This window comes from Halococcus sp. PRR34, assembly GCF_028617175.1.
Lineage (GTDB): Archaea > Halobacteriota > Halobacteria > Halobacteriales > Halococcaceae > Halococcus > Halococcus salifodinae.
The window spans coordinates 164,250-189,813 of sequence record NZ_JAQJDA010000004.1 but is presented as its reverse complement, the minus strand read 5'-3'; the positions used below and the strand labels follow the sequence as shown (position 1 = coordinate 189,813).

General features: G+C 67.2%; 27 protein-coding genes and 1 tRNA gene. 12 read left to right on the top strand and 16 right to left on the bottom strand.

Annotation, left to right across the window (positions count from 1 at the left end):
• Positions 1-68 precede the first annotated feature (68 nt).
• From PHA81_RS07385 to mutS, 3 genes are read right to left on the bottom strand one after another with little or no spacing between them, the layout of a single operon-like run.
• A complete protein-coding gene (locus PHA81_RS07385) occupies positions 69-1,010 on the bottom strand; it encodes a PfkB family carbohydrate kinase (RefSeq protein WP_273836112.1) in 942 nt (313 codons plus the stop codon).
• A 58-nt stretch (positions 1,011-1,068) separates the two neighbouring features.
• Positions 1,069-3,243, bottom strand: coding sequence for a DNA mismatch repair endonuclease MutL (gene mutL, locus PHA81_RS07380; protein WP_273836110.1), 2,175 nt, complete (start codon positions 3,241-3,243; stop codon positions 1,069-1,071).
• Positions 3,240-5,939, bottom strand: a complete 2,700-nt coding sequence (gene mutS, locus PHA81_RS07375; protein ID WP_273836108.1) for a DNA mismatch repair protein MutS — start codon at positions 5,937-5,939, stop codon at positions 3,240-3,242. Before mutS ends, mutL begins: the two co-directional genes overlap by 4 nt.
• An 88-nt stretch (positions 5,940-6,027) precedes the next feature.
• Between mutS and PHA81_RS07370 the strand changes: the two genes are divergently transcribed.
• Positions 6,028-6,696: a DedA family protein gene (locus tag PHA81_RS07370; protein WP_273836106.1), complete on the top strand. Its 669-nt coding sequence runs from the start codon at positions 6,028-6,030 to the stop codon at positions 6,694-6,696.
• 73 nt (positions 6,697-6,769) lie between these two features.
• Complete coding sequence (locus tag PHA81_RS07365; RefSeq protein WP_005045222.1) at positions 6,770-7,807, top strand: pentapeptide repeat-containing protein; 1,038 nt, start codon at positions 6,770-6,772, stop codon at positions 7,805-7,807.
• Positions 7,808-7,826: 19 nt separating this feature from the next.
• Here PHA81_RS07365 and thiD read toward each other — a convergent pair whose 3' ends face one another.
• Complete coding sequence (gene thiD, locus PHA81_RS07360) at positions 7,827-9,191, bottom strand: bifunctional hydroxymethylpyrimidine kinase/phosphomethylpyrimidine kinase (RefSeq protein WP_273836103.1); 1,365 nt, start codon at positions 9,189-9,191, stop codon at positions 7,827-7,829.
• Between the two features lie 243 nt (positions 9,192-9,434).
• On the opposite strand from thiD, the gene PHA81_RS07355 reads away from it, so the two are divergent.
• Positions 9,435-11,138, top strand: a complete 1,704-nt coding sequence (locus tag PHA81_RS07355; RefSeq protein WP_273836100.1) for an FAD-dependent oxidoreductase — start codon at positions 9,435-9,437, stop codon at positions 11,136-11,138.
• On the opposite strand, the gene PHA81_RS07350 is transcribed toward PHA81_RS07355, so the two are convergent.
• Positions 11,125-11,805 carry a DsbA family protein gene (locus tag PHA81_RS07350; RefSeq protein WP_273836098.1) on the bottom strand — a complete coding sequence of 227 codons (681 nt, stop codon included), beginning with the start codon at positions 11,803-11,805 and terminating at the stop codon, positions 11,125-11,127. The genes PHA81_RS07355 and PHA81_RS07350 overlap by 14 nt on opposite strands.
• A gap of 39 nt (positions 11,806-11,844) precedes the next feature.
• The gene (locus PHA81_RS07345; protein WP_005045215.1) at positions 11,845-12,435 is read right to left on the bottom strand and encodes a 50S ribosomal protein L15e; all 591 of its coding nucleotides are present in this window, start codon (positions 12,433-12,435) and stop codon (positions 11,845-11,847) included.
• 325 nt (positions 12,436-12,760) lie between these two features.
• Here PHA81_RS07345 and PHA81_RS07340 point away from each other — a divergent pair, with 325 nt between their 5' ends.
• Both PHA81_RS07340 and PHA81_RS07335 read left to right on the top strand, forming a co-directional pair.
• The gene (locus PHA81_RS07340; protein ID WP_005045213.1) at positions 12,761-12,949 is read left to right on the top strand and encodes a DUF1328 domain-containing protein; all 189 of its coding nucleotides are present in this window, start codon (positions 12,761-12,763) and stop codon (positions 12,947-12,949) included.
• A 122-nt stretch (positions 12,950-13,071) separates the two neighbouring features.
• Complete coding sequence (locus PHA81_RS07335) at positions 13,072-13,524, top strand: universal stress protein (protein WP_273836095.1); 453 nt, start codon at positions 13,072-13,074, stop codon at positions 13,522-13,524.
• 34 nt (positions 13,525-13,558) lie between these two features.
• Here the strand turns inward: PHA81_RS07335 and PHA81_RS07330 are convergent, their stop codons facing one another.
• Positions 13,559-13,975 carry a hypothetical protein gene (locus PHA81_RS07330; protein WP_273836093.1) on the bottom strand — a complete coding sequence of 139 codons (417 nt, stop codon included), beginning with the start codon at positions 13,973-13,975 and terminating at the stop codon, positions 13,559-13,561.
• Between the two features lie 215 nt (positions 13,976-14,190).
• Positions 14,191-15,102: a serine/threonine-protein kinase RIO2 gene (locus PHA81_RS07325; RefSeq protein WP_273836091.1), complete on the bottom strand. Its 912-nt coding sequence runs from the start codon at positions 15,100-15,102 to the stop codon at positions 14,191-14,193.
• Between the two features lie 142 nt (positions 15,103-15,244).
• Here PHA81_RS07325 and PHA81_RS07320 point away from each other — a divergent pair, with 142 nt between their 5' ends.
• Positions 15,245-16,093, top strand: a complete 849-nt coding sequence (locus tag PHA81_RS07320; RefSeq protein ID WP_273836089.1) for a biotin/lipoate A/B protein ligase family protein — start codon at positions 15,245-15,247, stop codon at positions 16,091-16,093.
• 65 nt (positions 16,094-16,158) lie between these two features.
• Positions 16,159-16,983, top strand: a complete 825-nt coding sequence (locus PHA81_RS07315) for a deoxyribonuclease IV (protein ID WP_273836087.1) — start codon at positions 16,159-16,161, stop codon at positions 16,981-16,983.
• Positions 16,984-17,009: 26 nt separating this feature from the next.
• Here PHA81_RS07315 and PHA81_RS07310 read toward each other — a convergent pair whose 3' ends face one another.
• Both PHA81_RS07310 and PHA81_RS07305 read right to left on the bottom strand, forming a co-directional pair.
• Positions 17,010-17,327: a hypothetical protein gene (locus PHA81_RS07310; RefSeq protein WP_273836085.1), complete on the bottom strand. Its 318-nt coding sequence runs from the start codon at positions 17,325-17,327 to the stop codon at positions 17,010-17,012.
• Positions 17,328-17,407: 80 nt separating this feature from the next.
• Entirely contained in the window at positions 17,408-18,061 is a 654-nt protein-coding gene (locus tag PHA81_RS07305) for a hypothetical protein (RefSeq protein WP_273836084.1), read from the bottom strand.
• A 349-nt stretch (positions 18,062-18,410) separates the two neighbouring features.
• Here PHA81_RS07305 and PHA81_RS07300 point away from each other — a divergent pair, with 349 nt between their 5' ends.
• A complete protein-coding gene (locus tag PHA81_RS07300) occupies positions 18,411-19,373 on the top strand; it encodes a TIGR00269 family protein (protein WP_273836082.1) in 963 nt (320 codons plus the stop codon).
• Positions 19,374-19,536: 163 nt separating this feature from the next.
• On the opposite strand, the gene ftsZ is transcribed toward PHA81_RS07300, so the two are convergent.
• The 3 genes from ftsZ to PHA81_RS07285 all read right to left on the bottom strand — a co-directional run bounded on the left by ftsZ (position 19,537) and on the right by PHA81_RS07285 (position 21,597).
• Entirely contained in the window at positions 19,537-20,688 is a 1,152-nt protein-coding gene (ftsZ, locus tag PHA81_RS07295; RefSeq protein WP_005045194.1) for a cell division protein FtsZ, read from the bottom strand.
• A 2-nt stretch (positions 20,689-20,690) separates the two neighbouring features.
• Positions 20,691-20,864 (bottom strand): ribbon-helix-helix domain-containing protein, encoded by a 174-nt coding sequence (locus PHA81_RS07290; RefSeq protein ID WP_005045191.1) that lies wholly within the window; start codon positions 20,862-20,864, stop codon positions 20,691-20,693.
• 205 nt (positions 20,865-21,069) lie between these two features.
• A complete protein-coding gene (locus PHA81_RS07285; RefSeq protein WP_273836077.1) occupies positions 21,070-21,597 on the bottom strand; it encodes a zinc ribbon domain-containing protein in 528 nt (175 codons plus the stop codon).
• A gap of 126 nt (positions 21,598-21,723) precedes the next feature.
• Between PHA81_RS07285 and PHA81_RS07280 the strand changes: the two genes are divergently transcribed.
• Positions 21,724-21,797: transfer RNA gene (locus PHA81_RS07280), tRNA-Tyr, on the top strand.
• A gap of 330 nt (positions 21,798-22,127) precedes the next feature.
• Positions 22,128-22,475, top strand: a complete 348-nt coding sequence (locus PHA81_RS07275; RefSeq protein WP_005045187.1) for a hypothetical protein — start codon at positions 22,128-22,130, stop codon at positions 22,473-22,475.
• A 92-nt stretch (positions 22,476-22,567) separates the two neighbouring features.
• Here the strand turns inward: PHA81_RS07275 and PHA81_RS07270 are convergent, their stop codons facing one another.
• A complete protein-coding gene (locus tag PHA81_RS07270; protein WP_273836075.1) occupies positions 22,568-22,906 on the bottom strand; it encodes a cupin domain-containing protein in 339 nt (112 codons plus the stop codon).
• 61 nt (positions 22,907-22,967) lie between these two features.
• Here PHA81_RS07270 and PHA81_RS07265 point away from each other — a divergent pair, with 61 nt between their 5' ends.
• The gene (locus PHA81_RS07265) at positions 22,968-23,489 is read left to right on the top strand and encodes a DUF5817 domain-containing protein (protein ID WP_273836073.1); all 522 of its coding nucleotides are present in this window, start codon (positions 22,968-22,970) and stop codon (positions 23,487-23,489) included.
• On the top strand, positions 23,486-23,833 hold the full coding sequence (locus PHA81_RS07260) for a hypothetical protein (protein ID WP_273836071.1): 348 nt from the start codon (positions 23,486-23,488) through the stop codon (positions 23,831-23,833). Before PHA81_RS07265 ends, PHA81_RS07260 begins: the two co-directional genes overlap by 4 nt.
• Before the next feature lie 49 nt (positions 23,834-23,882).
• Here the strand turns inward: PHA81_RS07260 and PHA81_RS07255 are convergent, their stop codons facing one another.
• Entirely contained in the window at positions 23,883-24,257 is a 375-nt protein-coding gene (locus tag PHA81_RS07255; protein WP_273836070.1) for a hypothetical protein, read from the bottom strand.
• Positions 24,258-24,329: 72 nt separating this feature from the next.
• Positions 24,330-25,544 carry a hydroxymethylglutaryl-CoA reductase (NADPH) gene (hmgA, locus tag PHA81_RS07250; RefSeq protein WP_273836068.1) on the bottom strand — a complete coding sequence of 405 codons (1,215 nt, stop codon included), beginning with the start codon at positions 25,542-25,544 and terminating at the stop codon, positions 24,330-24,332.
• Positions 25,545-25,564 lie beyond the last annotated feature (20 nt).

Below are 25,564 nucleotides of genomic sequence, written 5' to 3'. Positions count from 1 at the left end.
AGTTCCACGCTCCCGATCGGCTTAGCCGTTGTCCGTGCTGGCCGCGGCGGCACACGCTCGGCGGCGCATCACTCACTCATCCCGGGCTCGGCCATCGACGCGGTACACCGCTCGACCTCCGCGGCGGTGATCGCGGGGACGGGCCCGGGAACGGTTCGTGCGAGCGCCGCGCTCGCAACCCCAGCTTCGAGCGCCGTGTCAGCCGTGGCTCCCGCGGCCCGGCGAGCCAGAAATCCCCCACAGAACGCGTCGAACGCGCCGCGCTCGTCGACCGTTTCGGTCGCGGGGGACGCGCGCTCGTGGACGGTCCGATCGTGCCAGACCACGCCACCGCGCTCGTCGCGCGCGATCACGACCGTTTCGAGATCGTGCTCGGCCGCCAGCGCGTGGGCGGTTTCGGTCGGGTCCGCACGATCGCCGAGCGCCGCCGCGCCCGTCTCCGCCGTGATCAGAGTGTCGACCGCCGGGAGGAGGTTCTGGGTCGCTTCGACCGTCGCCGACGGCTCCTGGCGACCGAGTCCGAGCACGGCTTCCGCTCCCGCAGCACCGGTCTCGGCGAGGAAGGTCGCGGTCGTGTCGGCGAGCGTCGTCGAGCGCGTCGGGAGGAGGGCGTCGACGAACACCATCCCCGGATCGCCGACCGCCGACAGCGAGAGGTCGTCGGGCGTCGCCGACGCGATCGCACTCGACGCCCGATCGACGATGCGGGCGTTCCCGCGCGGCGGTCCCGCCCGCTCGGCGAAGGCGAGTTCTTGACGGCCCTCGTCGGTCCAGCGGATCTCGGTTTCGACGCCGTGAGAGGCGATCCCGGCGGCAGCGCGCCGGCCGAGGTGGGTGTCGGGCAGCTTCGAGAGCCACGTCGCGTCGCTCCCGATCCGGGCGGCAGTCACCGCGGCGTTCGCCGCCGACCCCGTCGCCGCGACCTCCAGCCGATCGGTGGTTGCGAGGCGCTCGCGACCAGGCGTGGTGAGTTCGAGGATCGCCGCACCGAACGTGAGGAGGTCAGCCATCGTTTCGCAATCGCGACGTTCTATATTAACGCCCGTGATCCGTTCGTATCGAGTGGCGCTATTCCCGCCGGCCGGCGTGACCGGGGTAGTCGCGCTCGAAGCGGTCGTCGAGCTCGTCGTTCCCGACCTCGATCACGACCGGCCGACCGTGCGGACAGGCGTAGGGGTTCTCGCAGTCGTCGAGCGTCCGGAGGAGGTCGATCACGTCCCCCTCGGCGAGCGAGGTGTTGCCCGTGATCGAGGGGTAGCACGCGAGATCGGCGAGCAGCGCGTCGGCGTCGCGCTCGATCGATGCCTCGGGCTCTTCGTCGCCGACAAACCCCGAGAGTACGTCCCGGAGTCGATCGGGATCGGCCGCACCGTCGAGCACCGCCGGCACCGCCCGCACCTCGACCGTCCGATCGTCGGCCCGCGAGGCCTCGAACCCGAGTTCGGCGAGCGCGTCGGCGAACGATTCGAACAGCTCGACCTCCGCCGCCGTGAGTTCGATTTCGACGGGGTCGGCGAGTTCCTGAATCGCCGTCTCGCCCGCGACGCGCTCCCGGAGACGCTCGTAGTTGATCCGTTCGTCGGCAGCGTGCTGGTCGATCAGGACGAGGCCATCGGGCGATTCGCAGGCGATGTAGGTGTCGTGGAGCTGTCCGAGCACCCGGAGTCGCGGAAGCCGATCGAACGCGTGATCGTCCGGCACCCGATCGCCGGCGAGCGTGGTCTGTTCGGCCACGTCGGTGAACTTCCCAGGTTCCGCTGGACGTCGTGACCCGTCGCCAGCGTCGTTATCGCCGGCAGCGGGCGGTTCGCCGATCGGTTCGCGTGCCGCATCGCCCGCTGTTTGGTCGGATACCGTCGTCTCGGCCTCCGTCGGCTCCGGCCCTGTCGGCACGTTCGATTCGTTCGTCGAGGGGTGTTCGGGCTCGGCGTCGGCGGGTTCGGTTCCCGTCGTTTCGGTCCCGGAGTCGTCGAGATCCGTCCTCGTCGTGTCCCGCGCGTCGGGTGATTCCGTCGGACGGGATGGCGGTTCGTCGGCGTCGGTCGATCGGTCCAGTCTCGCCGACTCACCACCGTCGTCGGGCGGCCCTGCATCCCCGCTCTCGGGTTCGATCTCGGTCTGGTCGGGTGCCGATCGACCGCGTGGCGCGCCGGAGCGGACCACGCCCTCACGCATGAGCGCGTCCTCGACCGCCGTCCGGACCTGCTCGCGCACACCGGTCTCGTCGGCGAAGCGGATCTCGCGCTTTCGAGGGTGGACGTTCACGTCGATCGTGTCCGCCGGCAGCGAGAGGAAGAGCACGGTGAACGGGTACCGGTCGGGCGCGAGCTGGCCGCCGTAGGCTTCCACGATCGCGTCCCGAACCGCGGTCGCGCTCACGTACCGGCCGTTGACGAACACCGAGCAGTACTCCGGGCTCGCGCGGGTCGTCTCGGGGTGGCTAACGACCCCGGAGAGTTCGTCGAGCGGTCCGTCGGTGTCGCATTCCTCGTCGTTCCCACCGTCCGCACCGTCGGACTCGCTGTCCGCGTGTGCTTCGACCAGGATCATCGCCTCCGCGACATCGCGGCCATAGACCGAGAGGATCGTGGCCTCCAGACTTCCTTGCCCCGTCGTCGAGAACACCTCGCGACCGTCGTGTTCGAGCGCGAGCGCCACGTCAGGGTTCGAGAGCGCGTAGCCCGTCGTCACCCGATTGACGTGGGTGAACTCGGTGGCGTCCTGTTTGAGATACTTCCGGCGCGCGGGGACGTTGTAGAACAGGTCCTCGACTTCGACGGTAGTACCCTCCGGACAGCCAGCGGGTTCGACGCTCTCGATCTCGCCGCCAGCCATCCGGAGTTCGGTGCCGCGGCTCGTTCCCCGAGCTTTGGTCCGAATCGTGAGCCGCGAGACCGCGCCGATGGCCGCGAGCGCCTCGCCCCGGAAGCCCAGGCTCCCCACACCGGCCTCCAGATCGTCGATGTCCGCGATCTTGCTCGTGGTGTGTTTCTCGACCGCGCGCTCGACCGCTTCCGCAGTCATCCCCCGTCCGTCGTCCGTCACGCGGATCCCGTCGGTGCCGCCCGCCTCGACCACGACGCGCACCCGCGAGGCGTCGGCGTCGAGGCTGTTCTCGACCAGCTCCTTCACCGCGGAGGCGGGTCGCTCGACTACCTCGCCGGCGGCGATGCGCTCGATCGTCGCCTGGTCGAGCCGGTGGATTTCGTCCGTCCGCTTGCCTCCATCCGCCCCGTCGCTCATCCGTCTTCCTCCGTATCGTCGAGCTGTTGCTGCCACGCCGAAACCCGGCTCATGAGCTCGACCGGCGACGTCTCGTCGATGTTCGTTTCCTGTACTGCGTCGAGCACCGATTCGGCTTCGGGATCAAGCGAGTCGTCGCCGCTGTCCGGGTCCGCTTCTGACCCGCGTGTGGCATCCTCCGTCGTCCGGCCACCGTCCGCGCTCGCCGACCCGCGGAACGATCCCGCATCGAGGTCGAACACGGCCTGGACCGACTGTCCCGAGGACGACCCGCGCGCCTCGATCGCCTTCTCGGCCCGGAGCTTCGCGAGCACGTCCCGCGAGCGCCCGACCACCGGCTCCGGCACGCCCGCGAGATCAGCGACGTGGATCCCGTAACTTCTGTCAGTTGGCCCCTCTTCGACGGTCCGCAGGAACGTGACGTCGTCGCCCCGCTCGTCCGCCGCGACGTGAACGTTCGTCACCCGATCGAGGTGTTCGGCGAGCCCGGTAAGTTCGTGGTAGTGAGTCGCAAAAAGCGTCTTCGCGCGCACCTCGTTGTGGAGATACTCGGTCGCGGCCCACGCGATCGAGATCCCATCATAGGTTGCGGTGCCCCGACCCACCTCGTCGAGGATCACCAGCGACTCGTCGGTCGCCGAATGGAGGATGTTCGCGAGCTCGCTCATCTCGACCATGAACGTCGAGCGCCCCTGGGCGAGCTCGTCGAGCGCGCCCACGCGAGTGTAGATCCCGTCGACCGGCGCGATCCGTGCGCTTCGGGCGGGCACGAAGCTTCCGATCTGGGCGAGCAGCGTGATGAGCGCGGTCTGGCGCATGTACGTCGACTTCCCGCTCATGTTCGGCCCGGTGACCACGAGGAACGCGCGGTCGTCGGTGAGTTCGAGATCGTTCGGGACGAACTCGACCTCCTGTTCGACCACCGGGTGGCGGCCCCCGTCGATGTCGAGCCCCGACTCGACCAGCTCGGGCCGGGTCCAGTCGTGACCCACGGCGTGTACCGCGAGGCTCGCGAGGCAGTCGCATTCGGCGAGCGCGCGACCGACATCCTGGAGGAGTTGCGCTGCATCCGCGACCCGTCCGCGAAGCTCGCAGAACAGCTCGTACTCCAGGTCGCCCCGGCGCTCCTCGAACCGAAACACCTCTCGCTCGCGCTCTTCGAGTTCGTCGGTGGTGTACCGGTTCGCGTTCTTCAGCGACTTGATTTGGTCGTAGCTCTCGGGAACCTGGTCAGTCTCGGAGTTGCCGACCTGGATGTAGTATCCGTCCGTCTTGTTCCGGCCCGTGCTGAGGTGGGTGATCGAGTGGCGGCGCTTCTCGCGGTCGGCGAGGCCGTCGATCCAGTCGAGCGCTGCCTCGTGGCCCGCGATCAGTTCGTCCAGATCGTTGTCGTACCCCTGCTGGATGAGGCCGCCCTCGCGGACGCCTCCGGGAGGATCCTCCGCGAGCGCATCGTCGAGCGCTCCCCGAAGCTCCTCGGCAGCGGCGCGGTCCGGCCGCGCGAGCACGTCGGCGATCGGCGAATTCTGGAGCTCCGGCGAGCCCGCGACGGCGTCGGCGAGCCGCGGCAGCACGGCGAGCGAATCACGGACGCGGAGCAGGTCGCGCGCGTCGGCGCTGCCCGACACCGCCTTGCTCGACAGCCGTTCGACGTCGTACGCCCCGCCAAGCTCCTCGCGGAGTTCCTCGCGTGCGAGCGCCGCCGCAGCGAGTGCCTCGACGCCGTCGGCTCGCCTGGTGAGCTCCGCCCGCGCCCGTATCGGCCGACACAGCCACTCGCGGAGGAGTCGTCCCCCCGCGCTCGTCACGGTGTGATCGATGGTGTCGAGCAGCGTCCGGCCGGCCTCACCCATCGGCTCGACGAGTTCGAGGTTGCGCTGGGTGGTCGCGTCGAGCGCGACGCCCTCTCCTGAGTGGTAGGGCTGGAGCCTGGTCATCGACGCGAGCGTGCCGACGCCAGTCGCGTCGACGTAATCGAGCACTGCGCCAGCCGCCCGGATCGCTTCCCTCGCTTCGTCGAGACCGACGCTGGCGAGTGCCGCGCCGCCGAACTGCTCGTCGACGGTCGCGCGTGCAGTGTCCGGCGTGAACGCGTCGGTGGTGTGGAGCGAGAGCGTCCCCGCGGTGCGCTCGCGGAGCCGTTCGAGGAGGTCGTCGTCGGTGCGCACGGCAGGACCCGGGAGTATCTCGGCGGGCGCGAACCGGTAGCACTCGGTCAGCACGTCCTCAGCGTCGCCCGAAATCTCGGTGGCGTGAAACCGGCCGGTGGTAACGTCCGCGAACGCGAGGCCGTAGCGACCCTCGCCTGCCCCGTCGTTTCCGCCATCCTCGCGGACGATCGCCGCGAGATAGCGTGCGTCGCTGTCGGTCGTTTCGAGCAGCGTGCCGGGTGTGACCACCCGCTCGATCGCGCGCTTGTGGCCGCCGTCGACTTCGTACTGGTCGGCGACGGCGACGCGGTAGCCCCGCTCGACGAGGGCCTTCAGGTAGGGTGTGAGTTCGGTGAGGGGAACGCCGGCCATCGGGTAGGCCGAGCCGTGCGAGGACTTTTCGGAGATCTTGAGGTCGAGCTCTTCGCCGACGAACTCGGCGTCGTCGCCGAAAAACTCGTAGAAATCGCCGCATTGCATCGCCAACAGGTCGGCATCCGTCTCTTCTTTGAGCGCGAGAAACTCCCCGACGATCCCCTCTGCCATACCCTCATTCGGCGCGCCCGAGCGCTAAAACCTGTGGGTTCGGTGGGAACGTGAAAGCGTCAAAGGCGCTACCGGCGTACGGTCGGCGATGCTCGTCGGGATCCCCATCGAGGAGACGGCGACGACGCTGCTCGCCCAGTACGGCCTGCTCGCGCTGTTCGTCTTCATGTTTCTCGAAACCTCGCTGCTCTTCCCGTTCGTCCCGAGCGAGCTCGTCCTGCCCGTCGGGGCCGCGGCGATCGTCTCGACGCCCGCGAGCTTCCTCGCGTTCGTCCTCGTCGTGGCGGCCGGTGGGACGGCGGGGAGTCTGTTCGCGTACTACGTCTTCGATGCGGCCCACCAGCCGCTCGTCGATCGCTACGGCAGCTACGTGCGGGTCTCGGAGTCGGATCTCGCACGCGCGCGGCGCTGGTTTCGCCGGTACGGCGAGTCGTCGGTGTTCTGGGGTCGCCTCCTGCCGGTGGTTCGTTCGGTGATCTCGATCCCCGCCGGTGTCGCGGGGATGCACGTCGGCACGTTCGCGCTCTACTCCGCCGTGGGGAGTGGCCTCTTCGCGACGGGCATCGCGGCGCTCGTCGTCACCGGCCGGGCGGTGCTGCCGTCACAACTGCTGGTCCGGTGGTCGACGACGCTGCTCGACCGCGCCGTGACGGCCGCGCTCTCGAACCCCGTGTTCGCGATCGCTGCGGGCGGCGTGGGGCTGTTCGTCGTGCTGATCGCCCGAAACGCCCTCACTCGCCACGTTCCGATCCGATGAGTGCCTGCCGTCGGTCGCGACTCGCCCGTCACGGCTAAAAAGCCTATAACGATTCTCGGGCCATATCCGAGCGATGTCCAAGACGCGATGTGGCTACGTCGAGGACGTGGAACTGCTCACGAATCGGGGCACGGCACGTTGCTGGCGGCCAGTGCGTGGCGACGACGATCGCTGTTTCTGGCACGACGGCAGCCCCAAGACGCGCGAGGCGCTCGATTCCCACCGACCCGAACCGGGTGAACGCCTCGACGGCGCTGACCTCCGCGGGGCGGACCTCACGGGCGCGTCGTGGTTGCGCGGGCGGAGCCTCGTCGGAGCGGATTTCACCGGTGCGACCCTCCGCGGCACCGATCTCACCGGCGCGGACTGTCGGCGGGCGACGTTCGATCGGGTGGACGCCCGCCGAGCGTGCTTCGACGGGGCCGACGTGGAAGGGGCGACGTTCGACGACATCGACCTCCGGGAGGCGAGTCTCGACGGGACGAAGCTCTACCGCGCCAGCTTCACCGACGTGCGCCTCGACCGCGCGACCGACTTCGGCGACCGGGTGATCTACGAGAGCCTCGTCGACGACGCCGAAGACCGCGAGACGCGGGTCGCAACGCTCGAAGCGGCGAGTTGGACCTACCGGGAACTCCGTCGGCTGTTCGAACAGGACGCCCTCCCGCAGCGGTCGCGGGCGTGTTATCTCGGTGAGAAGAGCACCCGGAGACGGGCGGCGTGGGCGGGCGGCGAGTACCTCCGTGCGCTCAAACTCGAAGGTTCGCGGTGGGTGATGCGGTACGGAACCAGCCCCACACGGGTCGTCACGAGCTCGGTCGTGGTAATGGGGTGTTCCGGAATCCTGTATCCGCTGACCGGTGGGCTGCGCACGGACTCCGGAACGTATGGGTTCGAACAGCCAGTCGCGGATGTTCTCGCGGCGACACCGGGCCAGCTGGTACGCGTGTTCTACAATGGTCTCTACTTCAGTGTCGTCACGTTTTCCACGCTCAGCTACGGCGACATACAACCGATCGGGGCGGGTGCGCGGGCGATCGCCGGCGTCGAAGCGCTCCTCGGATCGGTGTTGATGGCGCTGTTGCTGTTCGTGCTCACCCAGCGCGTCTGATGACGAGACGAGGGGACGCTCAGGCGGTTTCGAGCGCGTCGAGCAGCGAGAACACCCGCTCGGTCAGCGATTCCCGGTCCGTCGCGACGAGTTTGACGATCGCCTCTTTCCCCACCTCGCCGCGGTCGATCACCGCGGCCGGCGTCGCCGACCGATCGAACGCCTGGCGTGCGCCCCAGCCCATCGTGCCTTCCGCAGCATCTTTCACTTGCTCGGGTTCCTCGCTCCGATCGTACGTGGCGACCGACCAGTCGAGCCCGTCGAGCGCGTCCTCGACATCCCTATCGAACCGGCAGTTGACGGCGAACCGGAGGGCGGGATCGAACTCGCGGGCGGCGAGCAGGAATCGGGCGACGTGGCTCGACGCGCCGAAGCGGACTCCACGATTCGGATTCACGCCCGAGAACGTCCGCGTGATCCGCCCCTCGACCGCGGCGGTTTCGCCAGGCGTTTCGGCATAGGGCGTCGCGCCGACGACGTTCATCCCGACCTCCGGAACGAGCGGGCTGACGTCGCGCTCGACCAGGGCGTCGACCACGCTTGCGACGGTCTCGGCGGTCGGTTCGCGCGCCGCACGATCCCGGAGATCGGCGTGGTGGTGGACCGAACCGGGCCCCTCGCCGACGTCGAGTGGGTATCGGATCGCGCGCTCCATGAGCGCCAGTCCGTCTTCGACCGCCGCATCGAGCGCGTCGCCCGCCGCGAGCCGTGCGGTGATCGCGCTCGCGAGCGTACAGCCCGAACCGTGGGTCGCCTCGGTCTCGACTCGTGGGTGCTCGAAGACCTCGCGTCCCTCGCTCGTCACCAGCACGTCGGTCGCCGTCTCGCCAGGGACGTGTCCACCCTTGATGAGCGCCGCCTCGGCCCCCATTCCGATCAGCGCCTCGCCCGCTTCGCGCGCGCTCTCCTCGCCCTCAGGTTCGATTCCAGTGAGCACCGCGCACTCGTCGGCGTTCGGTGTCACCAGCGCCGCCTCCCCGATCAGGGCCTCGTAGGCGTTCTCGCCAGCGGGTTCGAGCAGTCGGTCGCCCGACGCCGCCACCATCACCGGGTCCACGACGAGCGGGGCGTCGAGGTCGCGAGCGTAGCCAGTCACGGTCTCGACTACTTCCGCGGTGGCGAGCATTCCGGTTTTGACGCCGCCGAGATCGAAGTCGGTCGTGATGGCCGCGTACTGGGCCTCGATCTCGTCGGTCGGGAGGACGTGAACCGACTCGACGCCCTGGGTGTTCTGAGCGGTCGTGGCGACGATCACGCTGGTCCCGAACACGCCGCAGGCCTCCATCGTCTTCAGATCGGCCTGGATCCCCGCCCCACCCCCAGAATCGCTGCTCGCGATCGTGAGCCCGACCGGACGTGAGACAGGGACCGGCTCGCGAGTCATGCCTCGTCCCCCAACACCCGCACATCCACCCCGAACGGACCCCGGAACGGGTCGCACTCGGAATATGGCTGGCAACATCTATCGACGAACTCGTGGTCGATCGCGCCAGGATCGCTCATACCAGAGATACCACTGAGTGATACTTAGCGCTGGCGCTCGACGATCGTGAGCCACGATTTCGGTAGCGATAGCCGCCAACGCAACGTTTTACGGGTCGGAACCCCGTTATGGAACAACCGACCAATGGGGGGTTCAACGATACCGACCGTTGCGATACTCGGCGGGGGCGTCGGTGGGCTGAGCGCGGCCCAGGAACTCGGCGAGCGCGGCTTCGACGTGACGGTGTACGAGGCGCGTGAGCGTTTCGGGGGCAAGGCCCGTTCCATCCCGGTTCCCGACTCGGCGACCGACGATCGGAAACCGCTACCCGGTGAACACGGCTTCCGGTTCTTTCCCGGATTCTACCGCCACCTCACCGACTCGATGAAACGGATTCCCTACGGGAACAATCCCGACGGCGTCTACGACAACCTCGAGCCCACGACCCAGATGCTGATGGCCGAGGCCGGCCGACCGGAGGTGTTCCCGACCGAAACTCCCGAGTCGATTTCGGGCTGGCGACGGATGCTCGGCAACCTGTTCGCGCGCGATGCGATCTCCGAGCGCGAACGAGCGTTCTTCGCGAGCCGGCTGCTCCAGTTCGCGACCTCGTGCGAGCGTCGCCGGCGCGAGGAGTACGACAAAATCTCGTGGTGGGAGTTCATCGACGCCGAGAGCATGTCTACTGCGTATCAGAAGTTCCTCGGCTACGGCATTACCCAGTCGCTGGTGGCGATGCGTCCCGAGGCGAGTTCCACCAGAACCATCGGTCGAGTCTACCTCCAACTGTTCCGGGGGCTGGTCGATTCGACTGTCGATGCCGACTCGCTGCTCAACGGCCCGTCGAGCGAAGTCTGGATCGATCCCTGGGTCACGTATCTCGACGAGCTCGGGGTCTCGCTCCGTCCCGAAACCCCCGTCCGTGAGATCCACACCGACACCGAGCGGGTGACCGGCGCGACGGTCGGCCGCGACGGCGAGACCCAACGGATCGAGGCGGACTACTATGTCGGTGCGGTCCCGGTCGAAGTGATGGTCGATCTCCGGACGCCCGATCTCGTGACGGCCGCACCGTCGCTCTCCCGGCTCGACGGGCTCGACACCGCGTGGATGAACGGCATCCAGTTCTACCTCGCCGAGGATGCGACCGACGTCCACGGCCACGGGGTCTATCTCGACGCGCCGTGGTCGCTCACTTCGATCTCCCAGCGCCAGTTCTGGAGCGAGTTCGATCCCGACGACTACGGCGACGGCCAAGTGGAGGGAATCCTCTCGATCTGCATCTCCGACTGGAACGCCCCTGGAATCGTCTCCGACAAGCCGGCCCGCGAGTGCACTGCCGAGGAGATCAAGACCGAAGTCCTCGCCCAGTTCGACGACCATCTCGAAACCGGCAGCCTCGACGAGACCGACCTCGTGGACTGGTTTCTCGACCCCGCGATCGAGTTCGGTTCGGACGGGACCGTCGCGGCGAACCACGAACCGCTGCTGCTCAACACCGTGCGCTCGCTCCGCCACCGCCCCGACGCGCGAACGGCGGCCGACAATTTCGTGCTCGCCGCCGACTACGTCCGCACGACGACGGATCTCGCCAGCATGGAGGGCGCGAACGAGGCCGCACGGCGCGCCACGAACGCGATCGTCGCCGATGCGGACGTCGCTGCCGAGCCGTGTGAGCTGTTCGACTTCGAAGAGCCCGCGGTCTTCGACGCCCCGAAGCGCCAGGACGAGATCGGCTATCGACTCGGGCAGGACCATCCCGGCGAGGCCGGCCGGACGATCGCCCGTGCGGGCCAGCGGTTCACTCCCCAGATCCCGTCGATCGTGTCGTGGCTCAGCCCTCGATGAGCCGCCGGAGATGCTCGGGCGGGACGGCCCCGCGAGCGGCGTGGCCCTCGTAGGCGAACGTCGGAACTCCCGTGACGCCCGTCTGCTGGGCTTCCCGGAACCGCTCTTCGAGCGCCGCCTCGTGGTCGGGATCGTCGATCGCCGCCCGGAGTGCGTCAGTGTCGATCTCCGTCCCCTCGCCATCGGTCGGTCCGACGTCGGCCGCGATCTCGGCTAGCACCTCGGGATCGCCGATGTCGCGCTCGTCCTGCCAGAGCGCGTCGAACACCCGCTCGTGGAACGCCGCGAACACGTCGGGATACTCCTCTCGAACGAACAGCGCGGCCTGCTGGGCGTGCTTCGAATCGACGTCCTCGGCGATCTCGAGGCTCATCTCGACGTCGTACTCCTCCTGGAGTCGCCGGACGTTCTCCCTGGCCTGCTCGTAATACTCGTCGTCCTTGCCGCTGTCGGCCGCCGGATCGATCTCGCCGTCCGGCCCGCGCTCGCGGCTCCGGAGGTCGAAGGGGTGCCACGCGACATCGAGGGGGTCGTCGCGCTCCTCGCGGTACTGCTCCAGCGAGGCCTCTCCGAGATAGCAGAACGGACAGACGTAGTCGGCGTACATCGTGAGCGTCTCGTCGTCCGAGGCGGTGCTGGCGTCGCTTGCGGCGGTGTCGTGACTCATCGAGGGTGATACGTCCTCGCGAGTAAAGAGTGGTCGGGCTTACTTCCCGCGACCCTTGCCGCCGTGAACGCTCGGGCGGGTGTGTTCCGTGCCCTTACCCTTCGTGCCGAGGCCACGTCCCTGCTTGCCGGCGCTCGTCAGCCCGCGGAACGCTCGACCGCGCTGGTCGTCGGCACAGATCCAGTTCAGGTCGTCGTCGTTCTCGATCGCGGGGTGTTCGGGATCGACGAGGATCGCCTCGAACCACTTCTGGCTCCCGTCCTCGCCGACCGGGTAGGAGTTGAGTACTCTGAGGTTCGTGAACTTCCGGCTGGATCGCTCCTCCGCGATCCGCTGAATCGACTTCCGGCGGGTGACCTTGTTGACGCCCTGGCGCTTCGTCCGCCGGCCAGCGTCGTGGCGCTGTTTTCGGGCCGTGCCCTTCCGGACCGCGATCCGGGCGAGAACGATGCCCTGTTTGGCCTTGTAGCCGAGCGAGCGCGCCCGATCGAGACGGGTGGGACGGTCGATCCGCTCGATCGCGCCCTGGTCGCGCCACTCCTGAAGGCGCTGCCACTGGAGCTCCTCGTGCATCTCGTTGTCCGCGTCGTGCCACGCATCGCCGATGTGGGAGTAGAAACTTCGTGCCATGGTTGCTGCGGGCGTTGATGGTTCAGCCGCGTGGTCCACCGGACCACGCTGGCCACATTCCGACCTGCAGTATCGCCACAGGTGCCCGCCGGTGCCCGTCCCAGCGAGTCACTGGATCTCCGCCAGTGGCGCTGTTAAGCGCTTCGGAACGCCGCGGTCCTCGTCCGGTTCGTGGACGTCGTTTTTATACAACCGGCTGGTGCAAGCCTCGAGTTGAATCCTCAAGGAGACGGTTGCACTGGCGTGATGCAACCGACACGTCCGCCGCTGACCAGCCGTACCGAGCCGCTCACACGAACCCCGCACGTCGGAGGGAGAGTCTGAAATGCTCGCAACACTCACCGGGACGGTACTACAGAGCGGCGGGTTCATCGAACTCGCGATCGGGTTTCTGGTCCTCGCGCTGATCGCGTACGTGGTCGGTGCGCAGGGTATCGCCGGCATCTCGATGGAGATCGCGCGGATCCTCGTCATCGTCTTCATCATCCTCGCAGTCGTCTCCTTCTTCCTCTGATCGGTGAATCGGCGCAGGCCGGGTAGCCGGCCTGCACCGCACGCGAACGCCCCCAAAGTACCGGAACCGGTGTCACACTCGTTCCACCGGCAGTATATGTGACCGCTACGCGTATTCGACCCATGTACGAGACGATCCTGATCCCGACCGACGGCAGCGACCACGCACGCCAGGCGGCCGAACGCGGCTTCGACCTCGCGTCGACGTACGACGCGGCCGTTCAGATCGTCCACGTCATCGAGGATCCCGACAGCGGGGTGACGGTCCACGAGTACGACGAGGGCGTCCGCGACGACATGGAGCGCACCGGCGAGGGCTACGTCGACGACCTCGTGTCGACGGCCGAAGGGCGCGATGTCGCGGCCACGGGCGAGGTCCGCCACGGCGCGGCCCACGAGGAGATCATCGGGGCGGCCGACGACCACGCCGCCGATCTGATCGTGATGGCCACCCACGGCCGCACCGGCCTCGAAGGACTCGTCCTCGGCAGCACCGCCGAGCGCGTCGTCCGGCTCGCCTCGGTCTCCGTTCTCGTCGCTCGGCCGGACGACGAATCCCCTCCGAACGACGAGTGAACAGACGCACGACAACGATGGAGAGGGGCTCGCCTCAATCTGCGGTTTGTCCCGCCGGCGAGTCGGTGCTCGCTGGTGTCTCCCAGCGATAGATGACGGCCGCGCTGGCGAGAAAGCCACCGCCGAGCAGCGCGGTCGCGGGGATCGGGGCCGTGAGGTCGGCGATCCTGCCCACCACTGGTCGGAGCGGGAGGCGGACCACGGCGTACACCAGCGAGGCGGCGCTGAGCACCGTCGCCCGGCCGAGCGATTCGACGTGGTCGTTGATGTAGCCGCTCACGATCGGTCGGAGCACCGCCTGGCTCGACAGCAGCCCGATTTCGGTGTACGAGAGTCCCCGCGAGAGCAAGAACAGCGTGAACACCGGCCAGAAAAAGCCGAACGTCGTCGTGGCCTGGTAGATGTAATACTTCAGAACCAGCCGTGAGGGGAGCCGTCCCCCGAACCTCATCGTTCCACCCGATCCGCGAAGAGGGTCGGTCGCACGGTCGTTCGCTCGGCCGGTTCGAACAAAACCGTTCGCTGATGTGAATTAACGTAACTATTTTGTCGTTGTCAGGGGCGTCGTCGGAGCATCAGTGTCGTGAGGACGACGAGCAGCGTACTCGGTCGACCGTTCGATCGGATGGATCACCGGACCGATTCAATATATCAAAATGGGGTTTATTACGGGGTCACGTCGTCGATCGATTCGAACTCCGCGTCGGCGATCGCGTCGGCGATCGCGTCGCTTTCGGGCGTTTCTGCCATCCGTCGGGGATACTTCCGGTGGAAGTAGCCGAGAACGTTCTCGACATCGCGCTCAAGGAGGTCGACGGCGTTCTCGTGATCGGTCGAGACCGCCTGAGGCCAATCGAAGACGCAAACCCCATCACTGGCGACGAAGACGTTGTACTCGCTCATGTCGGCGTGGACGTAGCCCGCGTCGAACGCACGCGCGACTTCTTGGAGCACGAGATCGCAGACGCCGAGCACTTGATCGTCGTCGAGGTCGGCTCTCGACAGCTCGACGCCGTCGATCTTCTCCATCACGATCGCGTGGCGGTTGTGATCGATCGGCCGGGGCACCGAGACGTCTGGATAGAGGGTTTCGAGCGCGTCGTACTCGCGTTCGGCGGCCTTCCGCGCGGTGTAGAGCCACGAGACGTGATCGCGGTCGGCGGTGTATTCGCGCTCGCGCATCACCTCCCGGAAGTTCGTGTATCCCTCACGGTGGAACTTGAGCGCGAACGGGGTGTACGACTGGACTTCGTAGACGTCGCTTTCCTTCCCGACGCCGAGGGGTGCGCCGACGCCCTCGATGGTGCCCCGCTCGGCGAAGGTGTGGAGCGCGAGCGCGTCGTAGCCCTCGAAGGTGAGCTTGTAGCCTTCGTACTGTATCGTTCGGCGTTCGAGCAGCCCGCGGTCCGCACACCGATCCAGGCGGTAGTCGACGTTCTCGGCGGTGAGATTAGCGAACTCCGGCAGTTTTCCCCGGTTGACCCACTCGCTGAACCGCATCCCCTGCTCGACGCCCGAAAGGAGGTGGAAATCCTCGGCTTCGAGCGCCGCCATCTCGCTTGCGACGTTGCGAACCATCATCTTCGCGTACCCCCGCGACGGGCAAAAGCATCGCGCGTGAGCGACCACCCCATCATAAATTACATAATACGATATAAAACTCGAACGACCTTCGCTCCGCTCTCCAAATCGATTTGTTCCGCCGCTGCGTTCGGGCGGTATGACCGACATCACCGATCGAGAGTGGCGGTTGATCCGCGAGGACCGGCGGCGAGGTGCGATGAACATGGCGCTCGACGAGATCGCGGCCGAGACCGCCGCCGAGGGCGGCCCGCGAACGCTGCGGGTCTACCGCTGGGACCCCACCACGCTCTCGCTCGGATATCACCAAGATCCCGCGACGGTGGATTGGGAGTTCTGCGAACGCGAGGGGATCGACGTGGTTCGGCGGCCGACCGGCGGCGGCGCGATCTACCACGACACTCACGCCGACATCTCCTATTCGATCGTCGCGCCCGCCGAGGAGCTGCCTGGCGATCTGATGGACACGTACGAACGTCTCTGTGAGCCACTCTTTTCCGGGTTCGAGCGACTCGGGGTTTCGGCGTCGTTCGCGGACGAAGAGCGTCCCGCGCTGTTCGAGCCGGCGTGTTACCTGCGCGCGCTCAACCCGGCCCACGACGTCGTGGTCGACGGGCAGAAGGTGAGCGGGAACGCCCAGTACCGCCGACGCGACAGCGTGATACAACATGGATCCGTCATGTTCGACGATAGCTCCGAGCGTCACCTCGCGATGTTCGACGATCCGCCGGTCACCGCCGAACGGTTCCGCGAGCGGGTGACGACGATCGGCGAGCACACCGATGTGGATCGGGCGGCAGCCGTCGACGCGTTCGAGGAATCACTCGCTGCGTGGGCCGACGCCGAGGTCGGCGAGTGGACCGACGACGAACTCGACCGTGCCCGCGAGCGCGCCCGCGCGAAGTACGACGCCGCGGCGTGGAATCGCGATCGTGAGGACCCCACCGCAGCGCGAGGTGCAACCGACCGCGAGGACCCGACCGAGTAGCCGGCGTATCGTACACCGGCCGTCGGCTTCGAAGCCCCTTTGCCCGCCGGCGGCGAGGCGGGACCATGCACATTGGAGCACACGTCTCGGTCGCCGGTGGCGTCGACAACGCCGTGGGTCGCCAGCGCGACGTCGGCGGGAACTGCGGACAGATATTCACGACCTCGCCCCAGGTTTGGGCCGGTCCCGATATCGCCGAGAGCGAGGCCGCCGCGTTCCGCGAGTCGGGTGCCGACCTCGGGCCGTGGGTGATCCACGCTTCCTACCTCGTCAACCTCGCTACACCCAAAGACGACCTCCGCGAGAAGTCGATCCGGAGCCTCCAGGCCGAGTGCGACGCCGCCCATCGCTTGGGGATCGAGTACGTCAACGTCCATCTCGGCGCGCACACCGGCGCAGGGGTCGAGGGAGGTCTCGACAACGCCGCGAGCGCCGTCGACGAACTCGATATCCCCGCAGACGTCACCCTGTTGATCGAGAGCGATGCCGGTAGCGGGACCAAGTTGGGCGGCGAGTTCTCCCATCTCGCGGGCGTCCGCGACCGCGCCGACACCGATTTCGGAACCTGTCTCGACACCGCCCACGCCTTCGCCGCGGGCTACGACCTCTCGACGCCCGAGGGGGTCGACGACGTGCTCACGGAGTTCGACGAGGTGGTGGGTCTCGACACCCTCCACTACATCCACCTCAACGACTCGAAACACGCCTGTGGCACCAACAAGGACGAACACGCCCACATCGGCGAGGGATTGATCGGTGACGATGGAATGGGCGCGATCGTCAACCACGACGCGCTCGGCGAGGTGCCGTTCGTCCTCGAAACACCGACCGAGGACGGCCGTGGCTTCGCGTGGAACGTCGACCGGGTTCGAGAACTGCGCGCCGAGTAAGGTCAGCCGCTGGGTGTCGCCATCCGTTAGCCGTCTTCGTCGCCGCCACCTTCACCGTCTTCGCCACCCCCACCGTCTTCCCCATCTTCTCCGCCCTCGCCGCCGTTTTCGCCACCCTCTCCCCCACCCTCACCGCCGTCGCCTTCCTGTCCTCCTTCTCCATCTTCGCCGTCTCCATTGCCCTCCTCTCCTTCTCCGCCCCCACCGTCGCCACCCTCTCCGCTCTCACCGTCACCCTCTTCGCCGCCGCCGAGACCGATCTCCGAACAGCCCGCGAGGCCGAGCGCCGCCGCAGTTCCCGAGAGCGCTACTACCCGTCGTCGCGTCATCGTGCGATCGTGCATAGGGCCGATAGATCACGTCTGTCGCAATAGTCGTTTCCGTCGGCGCGCGGCGGTCGATCGAGATCGGTGGTTCGGGGGTGTCAGACCACGTCGCCGCGAACGGTCGCGCCCGCCTGACGCTCGCGGTAGTCCCGTACCGCGTCGGCAGCCTGCTCGGCCTCGCCGTCGTCCACCCCGATCATCGAGAGCGCCTCGGCGAGGGTGGGGAAGACGAACTCGCCGTTGCGGAGTTTTTCGAAGGCGTCCGTCGAGCGCTGGCCGTCGATCCAGAGACACGCCCCCCGCGGGTCGAGGACCTGTTCGTAGTTCTCGCGCGCCATCGCGCCCTTCAGTCGCTGGGTCACGTTGTCCTCGAAGCTCGCGTTGCAGATCTCGAGGTGGATCGGTTCCTCATCGCCGACGAGGTGGGCCGCGAGACACTTCTCGGGGGCGGCGTACCCGTTCGGGTTCGCGCGGATGTATTCGGGGTGCTCGTCGGCCCACTCGGCGCTCACCGTCTTGCCGATCCCCTCGACACCGTGCGATTCGTGGAACTCCTCCTCGCGGTCGCCGTCACCGTGAAAGAGCAGGTCCTTCGTGAGGTAGATGTCGAGGCGCTCGACGGGATCGAGCCCGAGCACGAGATCGCCGTAGACCCAGATCTCGCGGATCGGGACGGGCATCGTCTCGGTTGCAACCGTCTCGACCAGGCGCTCGATCCGGTCGACGGCCTCGGCGCGGGCGAACTCGGTCATTGGAGAGGGTAGCCGCCCACGATGGAAAACGGTTTCCGGACCGTATTGGCCTGCCGGAGACAGGGTAGTAGCGGTTGGCGCGCGGGAATGCGCCGCAGGCGCACGACTCGCGCGAGGGATGAGCGAAGCGAGCATCGCGAGCGGAGCGAATCGGTTGGGGAGGGGGTGGTCGTCGCGGTGCGGTAGCGGAAAAGGCTAGTGACTGTACCGCGAACGAGGCTGTGCCGAGTGAGCGGGTGTTTTTAGTCCAGGTTTTTACAAGGACCCTGAGCGAGCGGAGCGAGCGAACGGGGACGCAGTAAAAAAGTGGAGGCGAAACCGTCAAGCGCCGTACCACCCCAGTCGAGATATGGACTGCACCAAGTGCGACCGCGAGGCGGTGCTGCACGCGGCGTACTCGGGCGCGCATCTCTGCGAGCACCACCTCCGCGCGTCGGTCGAGAAGCGAGTCCGCCGACGAATCCGCGAGGACGGCCTCATCGGCGACGACGCCACCCCCCAGGACCCCGAGACGTGGCTGCTCGGTCTCTCGGGCGGGAAGGACAGCGTCGTGCTCGGGTCGATCCTCACCGAAACGTTCGTCGAGGACCCCCGGATCGAGCTGGTCGCGCTCACGATCCACGAGGGGATCGAGGGCTACCGCGACGAGAGCCTCGACGCCGCGAGTGCGTTCGCCGACGATCACGGGATTCCCCACGAGGTCGTCACCTACGCCGACGAGTTCGATCTCGAAATGGATCGCGTGGTCGAGAAGGATCCCGAGAACATGGCCGCCTGCGCGTACTGTGGGGTCTTCCGGCGCGAGCTGCTCGCCGAGTACGCCGACGCCTACGGAGCCGACAAGCTCCTGACAGGCCACAATCTCGACGACGAGGCCCAGACCGCGATGATGAACGTCCTCGAAGGCGATGTCGCCCAGATGGCGAAACACTTCGATGCGAGCCTCGGTCCCTTCCCCGAACGCACCAACACTACCGAGTTCGTTCCCCGGGCGAAACCCCTCAGAGACGTCCCCGAAAAGGAGGTCGCGCTCTACGCTCACCTCGCCGATCTCCCCGTCCACATGGCGGAGTGTCCCCACTCCAGCGAGGCCTACCGCGGCGAGATTCAACAGTTGTTGTTCGATCTCGAAGAGAATCATCCCGGCACCCGTCACTCGATCATGGCGGGCTACGAGGAGTTCGCCAAGCTCGCCGCCGAAGCCTACCGCGGCGACGGCCCGGACCTCGGCGAGTGCGAACGCTGCGGCGGCACCACCACGCGCGAAATCTGTCGGTCGTGCCAGCTCACCGAGGCCGTTCACGCAGCGTAATCATTGGTGTACTACACGGAGCCACGGCTGATCGTATCAGATCGATTGTCGTGATCTTTTCTGCCAAAATCGCCGTCCGAACAGCCGATAGTTACAGACAGAATTTGTATATATACCGTATTCGACAGCAACGGATCGTGTGGGTGGAGGGCCGAAGCGCGGATCAGCGGATGACGTCGAGATCGTCGTGGGAATCGTGGTCCGACACGTCGCGGCCGCCGTCGCTCTCGGCGTAGCTCGTGTCGAACGAGTCGGCCGCGAGCGCTTCACGCGACCGGTCGGCCTGCTGTTGGGCGTCGGGACCGAGGACCTGCGCGCTCTGGACACCGGTCATGATCGCCATCACCCGGACCTTGCCCTTGTACTCCTCGCGGATGCGCGAGCCCCAGATGACGTTCGCGCTGGGGTCGAGCCGGTCGGTGATGCGCTCGGCGATCGCCTCCGCCTCCTTCAGAGTGAGATCGGGGCCGCCGGTGATGTGGACCAATCCGCCGGACGCCCCGCGATAATCGACGTCGAGGAGCGGGTGGCTCATCGCGTCTTTCACGACTTCCTCGGTTTTGTTCTTGTCCTGGGTCTCGCCGACCAGCATGACCGCGACGCCGCCCTGGTTCATGATCGAGGTCATGTCGGCGTAGTCGAGGTTGATCAGCGAGGGCTGGGTGATCGTCTCGGCGATCCCCTTCACCGTCTCCGCGATGAGTTGGTCCATCACCGAGAACGCCTTGCCGACCGGGAGGTTCGGGACGTAGTCGAGCAGGCGGTTGTTGTCGAGCACGATGATCGAGTCGGCCTCGTTGCGGAGCTCTTCGAGCCCTTCCTCGGCCTTGACAGTACGAGCGCGCTCGACGTTGAACGGCGTCGAGACCATCCCGACGACGATCGCGCCCTCGTCGCTCGCGATCTTCGAGACCACCGGGGCGGCACCGGTGCCGGTACCGCCGCCCATCCCCGCGGTGACGAACACGAGGTCCGCGCCGGAGAGCACCTCGCGGATGGTGGACTGGGCCATCTCGGTCGCGCGCTCGCCCATCTCGGGGTCGCCGCCCGCGCCGAGACCCTGGGTGAGCGACTTGCCGACCAGCACCCGGGTGTCGGCCCGGATCATCTGGAGATGCTGCTTGTCGGTGTTGATCGCGATGGTCTCGGCACCCTCGACCTCGATGTTGTGGAGCCGATTGACGGTGTTGTTGCCCGCACCGCCACAACCGACCACCACGATCCGGGGGTCGCCGAACTCGTCGAGATCGGACTCGTCGCGTTGACGTTGCTCTTTCTCCGCGTTTTCGAGCGCCGATTCCACGATGTCCTGCATCGTTAGGCCCTCGCGAACGGTCGCTTGGTCGGGGAGTCGTCCCGACCCTCCTCGGCGACCATCTCCCTGACCGCCGCCCGGATCGCCTCGCTACGATTCGGGTACTCCCCGTGTTCGACCATCTGTTCGACCTCCGCGATCTGCTGTTTCGGGATCCGTAGTGTCACACGCTCCATATGTGGGTCCTCCGTTTTGGCGACCGCGCGTCTTACACGCCGAAACCGCACGACGGAGACGCCATCGACATCGATCGGCGCTGGTGTAAGACGGCCGTCTTACGCAGGCGTATGCAATCAGCCCAGATGTAATAAAACTTCCGGCCAGCGTAAGACGAACGTCCGGATCGCCACGTAAACAGCGTTTCGAGGCCTTCAGTAGCGTTTACGCACCGTCGAGCACGTTCGCAGCGGGGGTTCGCCGGCCACAGCTCGGGCAGAATCCCCAGTCCGAGCGGAGCTCGTCGCCGCAGTCACAGAACACCCGTCGTGTCGCCTTCTCCCCGCAGTTCGGGCAGTACACGTGCTCTGGGCCGACTTCCTCGCCACATTGTGCGCACGTTTTACGCGCGTCGGAGTCCGTTTGCACGTCCGGTTCGGCCTCGGCAGCCTCCGTCTTACGTTCGGCCCCGTCCGCGTCCACGGAGGCGTCAGACGCGTCGGATGCGCCGTCGAGCGCGATGTTTACGTTGATATCCTGTGGCTGGGACGGCGTAAACGCACCATCGAGGCGTTCGTCGACGATCGCGTCGACACGCTGTCTGACGAGATCGTCGAGGCTGTCGGGGCCCACGTCCCGCGCGCTCTCGAGGTAGGCCCGGAGCGCCTCGCGCATCGCCTCGCTCTTCGAGGCGTCGAGCGACTCGAGCTCATCGATGAGCTCGTCGTCGGCGCGGAACGTGATTTTACTCATCCGTCGTGCGACCGCACGATACGTGGCTACTTGAATCTTCCCGGCCATCGAGCGGTGCGCCGATGCGTGTCGGACGGCGGGCGGGATGGCAATTCTTAAGTCCGACAGTCGGATTAGTCGGCATGTCCGCCCTTAGCTCAGACTGGTAGAGCAGCCGACTGTAGATCGGCTTGTCCCCCGTTCAAATCGGGGAGGGCGGACTTCCACCTTTTGCTACGCTCGCTCGTTCGCTGCGCTCACTCGCTCGCTGGCAAAATCTGGACCAAAAGCCGTCGTCACCCCCTCGCTCCGCTCGGAGGTTCCTCGGCCCGCTCACTCGGCCTTCGGCCTCGTTCGCGGTGCAATCACTGGCACTACCGTCTAGCACCGCACCGCGACAGCCACTCCCTCCCCAGCCGATTCGCTCGCTTCCTCCGGTCGCTCGTGCAAGCCTCACGTGAGTCGCGTGCTCCGCACGCTTCCGCGCCGGCTGCTACCGGGATTGCACACGACGGTGGGACACTTTTTCGTCCGCGTGTCTTACGGGGCGTATGCCGATCGACGATCGAGCCGAGGACCCTCGCGATCGCCAGCACGAACGCGCCGAACACGTCGAGAACATCCTCGACGAAGTCGAGACCGACGTTCGCGACCGGAAGTACCCCGTCAGAAGCGAGGAACTCGCCACCGAGTACGCCGACCAACCGCTCGACCTCCCGAACGAGACCGAGTCGATGGGCAGCGTGTTCGACCGGCTGGACGACGAGTACGACACGCCCGAGGAGGTTCGCGAGTCGCTCTACGACGAGCTCTCGGGCGAGGCGGGCGGACCAAACGAGTACAACGACGAGCGGGATCTCGCGGCGCTCGACGAGGCCGAGGAGTCGGACACCGCATAACGGACTCGGTCAGTCGCCGTCGATCGTTTGGCGGTGGCTGATCGGGTCCGACAGCTCTCGTCACCGACAGCCGCCATCGTTCGTCCCCGAGATCAGTCCATCCAGTTGGGGCGCGGTCTGGGCGGGCTGAAGCACTCGACACCGCGAACGATCGCGTCGCCACGGTTCTCGACCGCGTGCGCCTCGTCGGCGGGGATGGCGTACGATCCTTCGGGGCCGACTTCGTGTTCGTCGTCGTCGAGGACGAACGTCGCGTGGCCCGCGAACAGGTAGCCCGCCTGTTCGTGGTGGTGGCTGTGCGCTGGAACGGTCGCATCGGGTTCGATCGTGAACGCCTGGACGTTCATCGCCTCGCCGCTCGCGAGCACTGTGACCGAAACACCCTCAACCGCCTCGGTGGTCTCGCGATCGGCCGTCGCAACGGTCTTCATGCGGACATCACACGGCCGATGTACCTAAAGGTTCAACCGATCGCGGACCCGAGAAAGGGGCATGTATGCGGTGGTCGGCTGCGGCGAGTGCAGCGCGCTGTGGGTGGTCGAGGACCGTCCCGAGACCACGTCCTGCCCCTCGTGTGGCGCGCGCCATCAGTACCCGAAGCTCACGAAATTCGCCGAGACCGACGCCGCCGACGCCGCGCGCGAGGCCCGCACCGCGCTGCTCGCCGACCGCAGCGACCACGCGCCCGACGACCTCGACTCGTTCGCAACGCTCGAGACCCGCGCCGAGAACGAACGGATGGACGAGACGACGTACCTCCAGGAGTCGGGCCTCGACGCCGAGGCAGTCTCCGAAGCGGGCGAGGGCGCGACGAGCGGGGCGGCCGCGGGAAGCCCGAACTGGCTCGATACCGTTCGAGCGGCAATCGACGAGCTCGACGAGCCAGGGGAGGCGGAGGTTGTCGCGTACGCGACCGCGCGTGACGTGTCCGCCACGTTCACCGAGCGCGCGCTCGACCGACTCGTCCAACAGGGCGAGGCGAGCCGGAACGACGGCGCGTACCGACTCCTGTGACGGGCAAGCGTGACCTCGATCCCGCGCCGCTCGCGGTGGGCGCGCTGGTCGGGCTCGCCGGCCTGCTCTTCCTCCTCGAACCCGTGGTCGAACCGATTCCGATCTTCGGGACCCCGACCCCGCCGTTCGTCCTCTCCGGCGCAGTGTTGACGATCGGGTTCGGGCTCGGTGCGGTGGTGTATCTCCGGCGCGGTCGCCGGCTGATCGGGCTCGCTCACGCGATCGGCGCGGGCGGGTTCGGTCTCGTGGTCGGTGCGACCGCGCTCGCCAGCGGCACCGTGTTGATCGTCGGCGTTGCGGTGCTCGCCGGCGGCTGTGCGTTTCTCGTGGGGCAGATGCGATAGAAGGAGTCCGTCGTTCGTCGATCCGATCGAACCGGATCGTGACGCTGAACTACGGGTCGTTGGATTCGTACTCGACCGGGACGATGTGTTCGGCCTCGTCGCGGTCGGCGTTGAGATCGACGTCGTTCCGCAGCGCCGGTCGAACCTCCGAGCCGAGCCGCTCGCCGAGTGCCTCGATCGCCTCGTCGTCGAGATCGGCGTCGGGATCGGGGAGATTGAGTTCGTCGCCGACGAAGCGCTCGGGATGCAGATCGACACCCTCCGCGGGCTGTTCGAACCCGTCTTCGTGGACGAACAGCTCCGCCTCGCCGTCGGGCGCGACACGGATCGCGGGCTCGCCGACGGGGTTGGGTTCGAGGAACTTCTGCTGGAGCGCCGTCACGACGAGATCCGGCTCGGCACGGACGCGATCGATCTCGGTCATGGCTCGCCTACTGGCTCGCCGGTTATGTCGGCACCGGTCTCCGGTGGCGGCGGTCGCAGCGCCGATCGAGCCTCACCGTCCAAGCTCTTCGTGGGCGCTCGACAGGTTCCGTGAGGCGAGCGCTCCGAGGAGGGAGAGTTCGCCAGCGAGCGCGCCCGCGGCGATCACTTCCGCGAGGCGGTCGGCGTTCGCGCCGGGCGGGTCGCCACCGCCCGCCACGCCGAGCAGCGAGAGCGCCTCAGCCTGCGTCGGCAGTTTCGTCCCGCCACCCACCGTTCCGACTTCGAGACTCGCAAGCGAGACGCTGGCGTAGAGTTCGTCTCCCCTGGCTTCGACGGTCGTGATCGCGTTGCTTCCCTCGACCACCTGGGCGGGGTCCTGGCCGGTGGCGAGGAAGACGCCCGCCACCACGTTCGCGGCGTGGGCGTTGAATCCCAAACTTCCGGCTTTCGCCGACCCGACGAGGTTCTTTCGGGTGTTGACCTCGGCGATCGCGTCGGGCGTGGCGTGGAGTCGATCCTCCACCACCTCGTTCGGGATCGTCACGTCGGCCACCACGCTCCGACCGCGACCCTCGACCGCGTTGATCGCGGCGGGCTTCTTGTCGGTACAGAGGTTGCCCGAGAGCGCCACGAGGTCGGCGGACGTCTCGGCTTCGACTACCTCGCTGGCCGCTCGCGTGGCGATGGTCGCCATGTTCATCCCCATCGCGTCCTTGGTGTCGTAACCGAAGCGGAGGAACACCGAGTCACCCACGACGTAGGGCGTCACGTCCGTGAGTTCGCCGTGGCTCGTGGTCTCCTCGGCGGCGTTCCGGAGTGCGTCGCGGTTCTCGCGCACCCACGAGACGACCGCCTCGGCCTCGACCACATCGGCCACTCGAAAGACTGGCGCGCGGGTCATCGAGCGCTTCGTGACCCTGGCGTTCGCGCCCTCGGCCGCGCGGAGGATCGAACAGCCGCGGTTGACCGAGGCGACCAGCGCGCCCTCGGTTGTCGCGAGCGGAAGGTAGTGTTCGTCGTCGGCCGCGCCGCCCGCCACAGGAAGAGGGCCGGCGACGCCGAGCGGGATTTCGACTGCGCCGATCATGTTCTCGATGGTCGTTCCGACGGCGTCGGTTGGATCGAGGGCAGTTGCTCCCACCCCGTCGAGATCGGTGTCGGTCGCGCGCGCGACGACCCGGCGTCGGGCTTCGGTCGCGGTTGCGGGATCGGCGTGATCGTCGAGGTCGTGGAGCGCGAGGTCGCCCGATCGAACGCGCTCGGCGAGGTCGGCAGCGTCGCTCATACCTCGACAGCGGGTGGCCG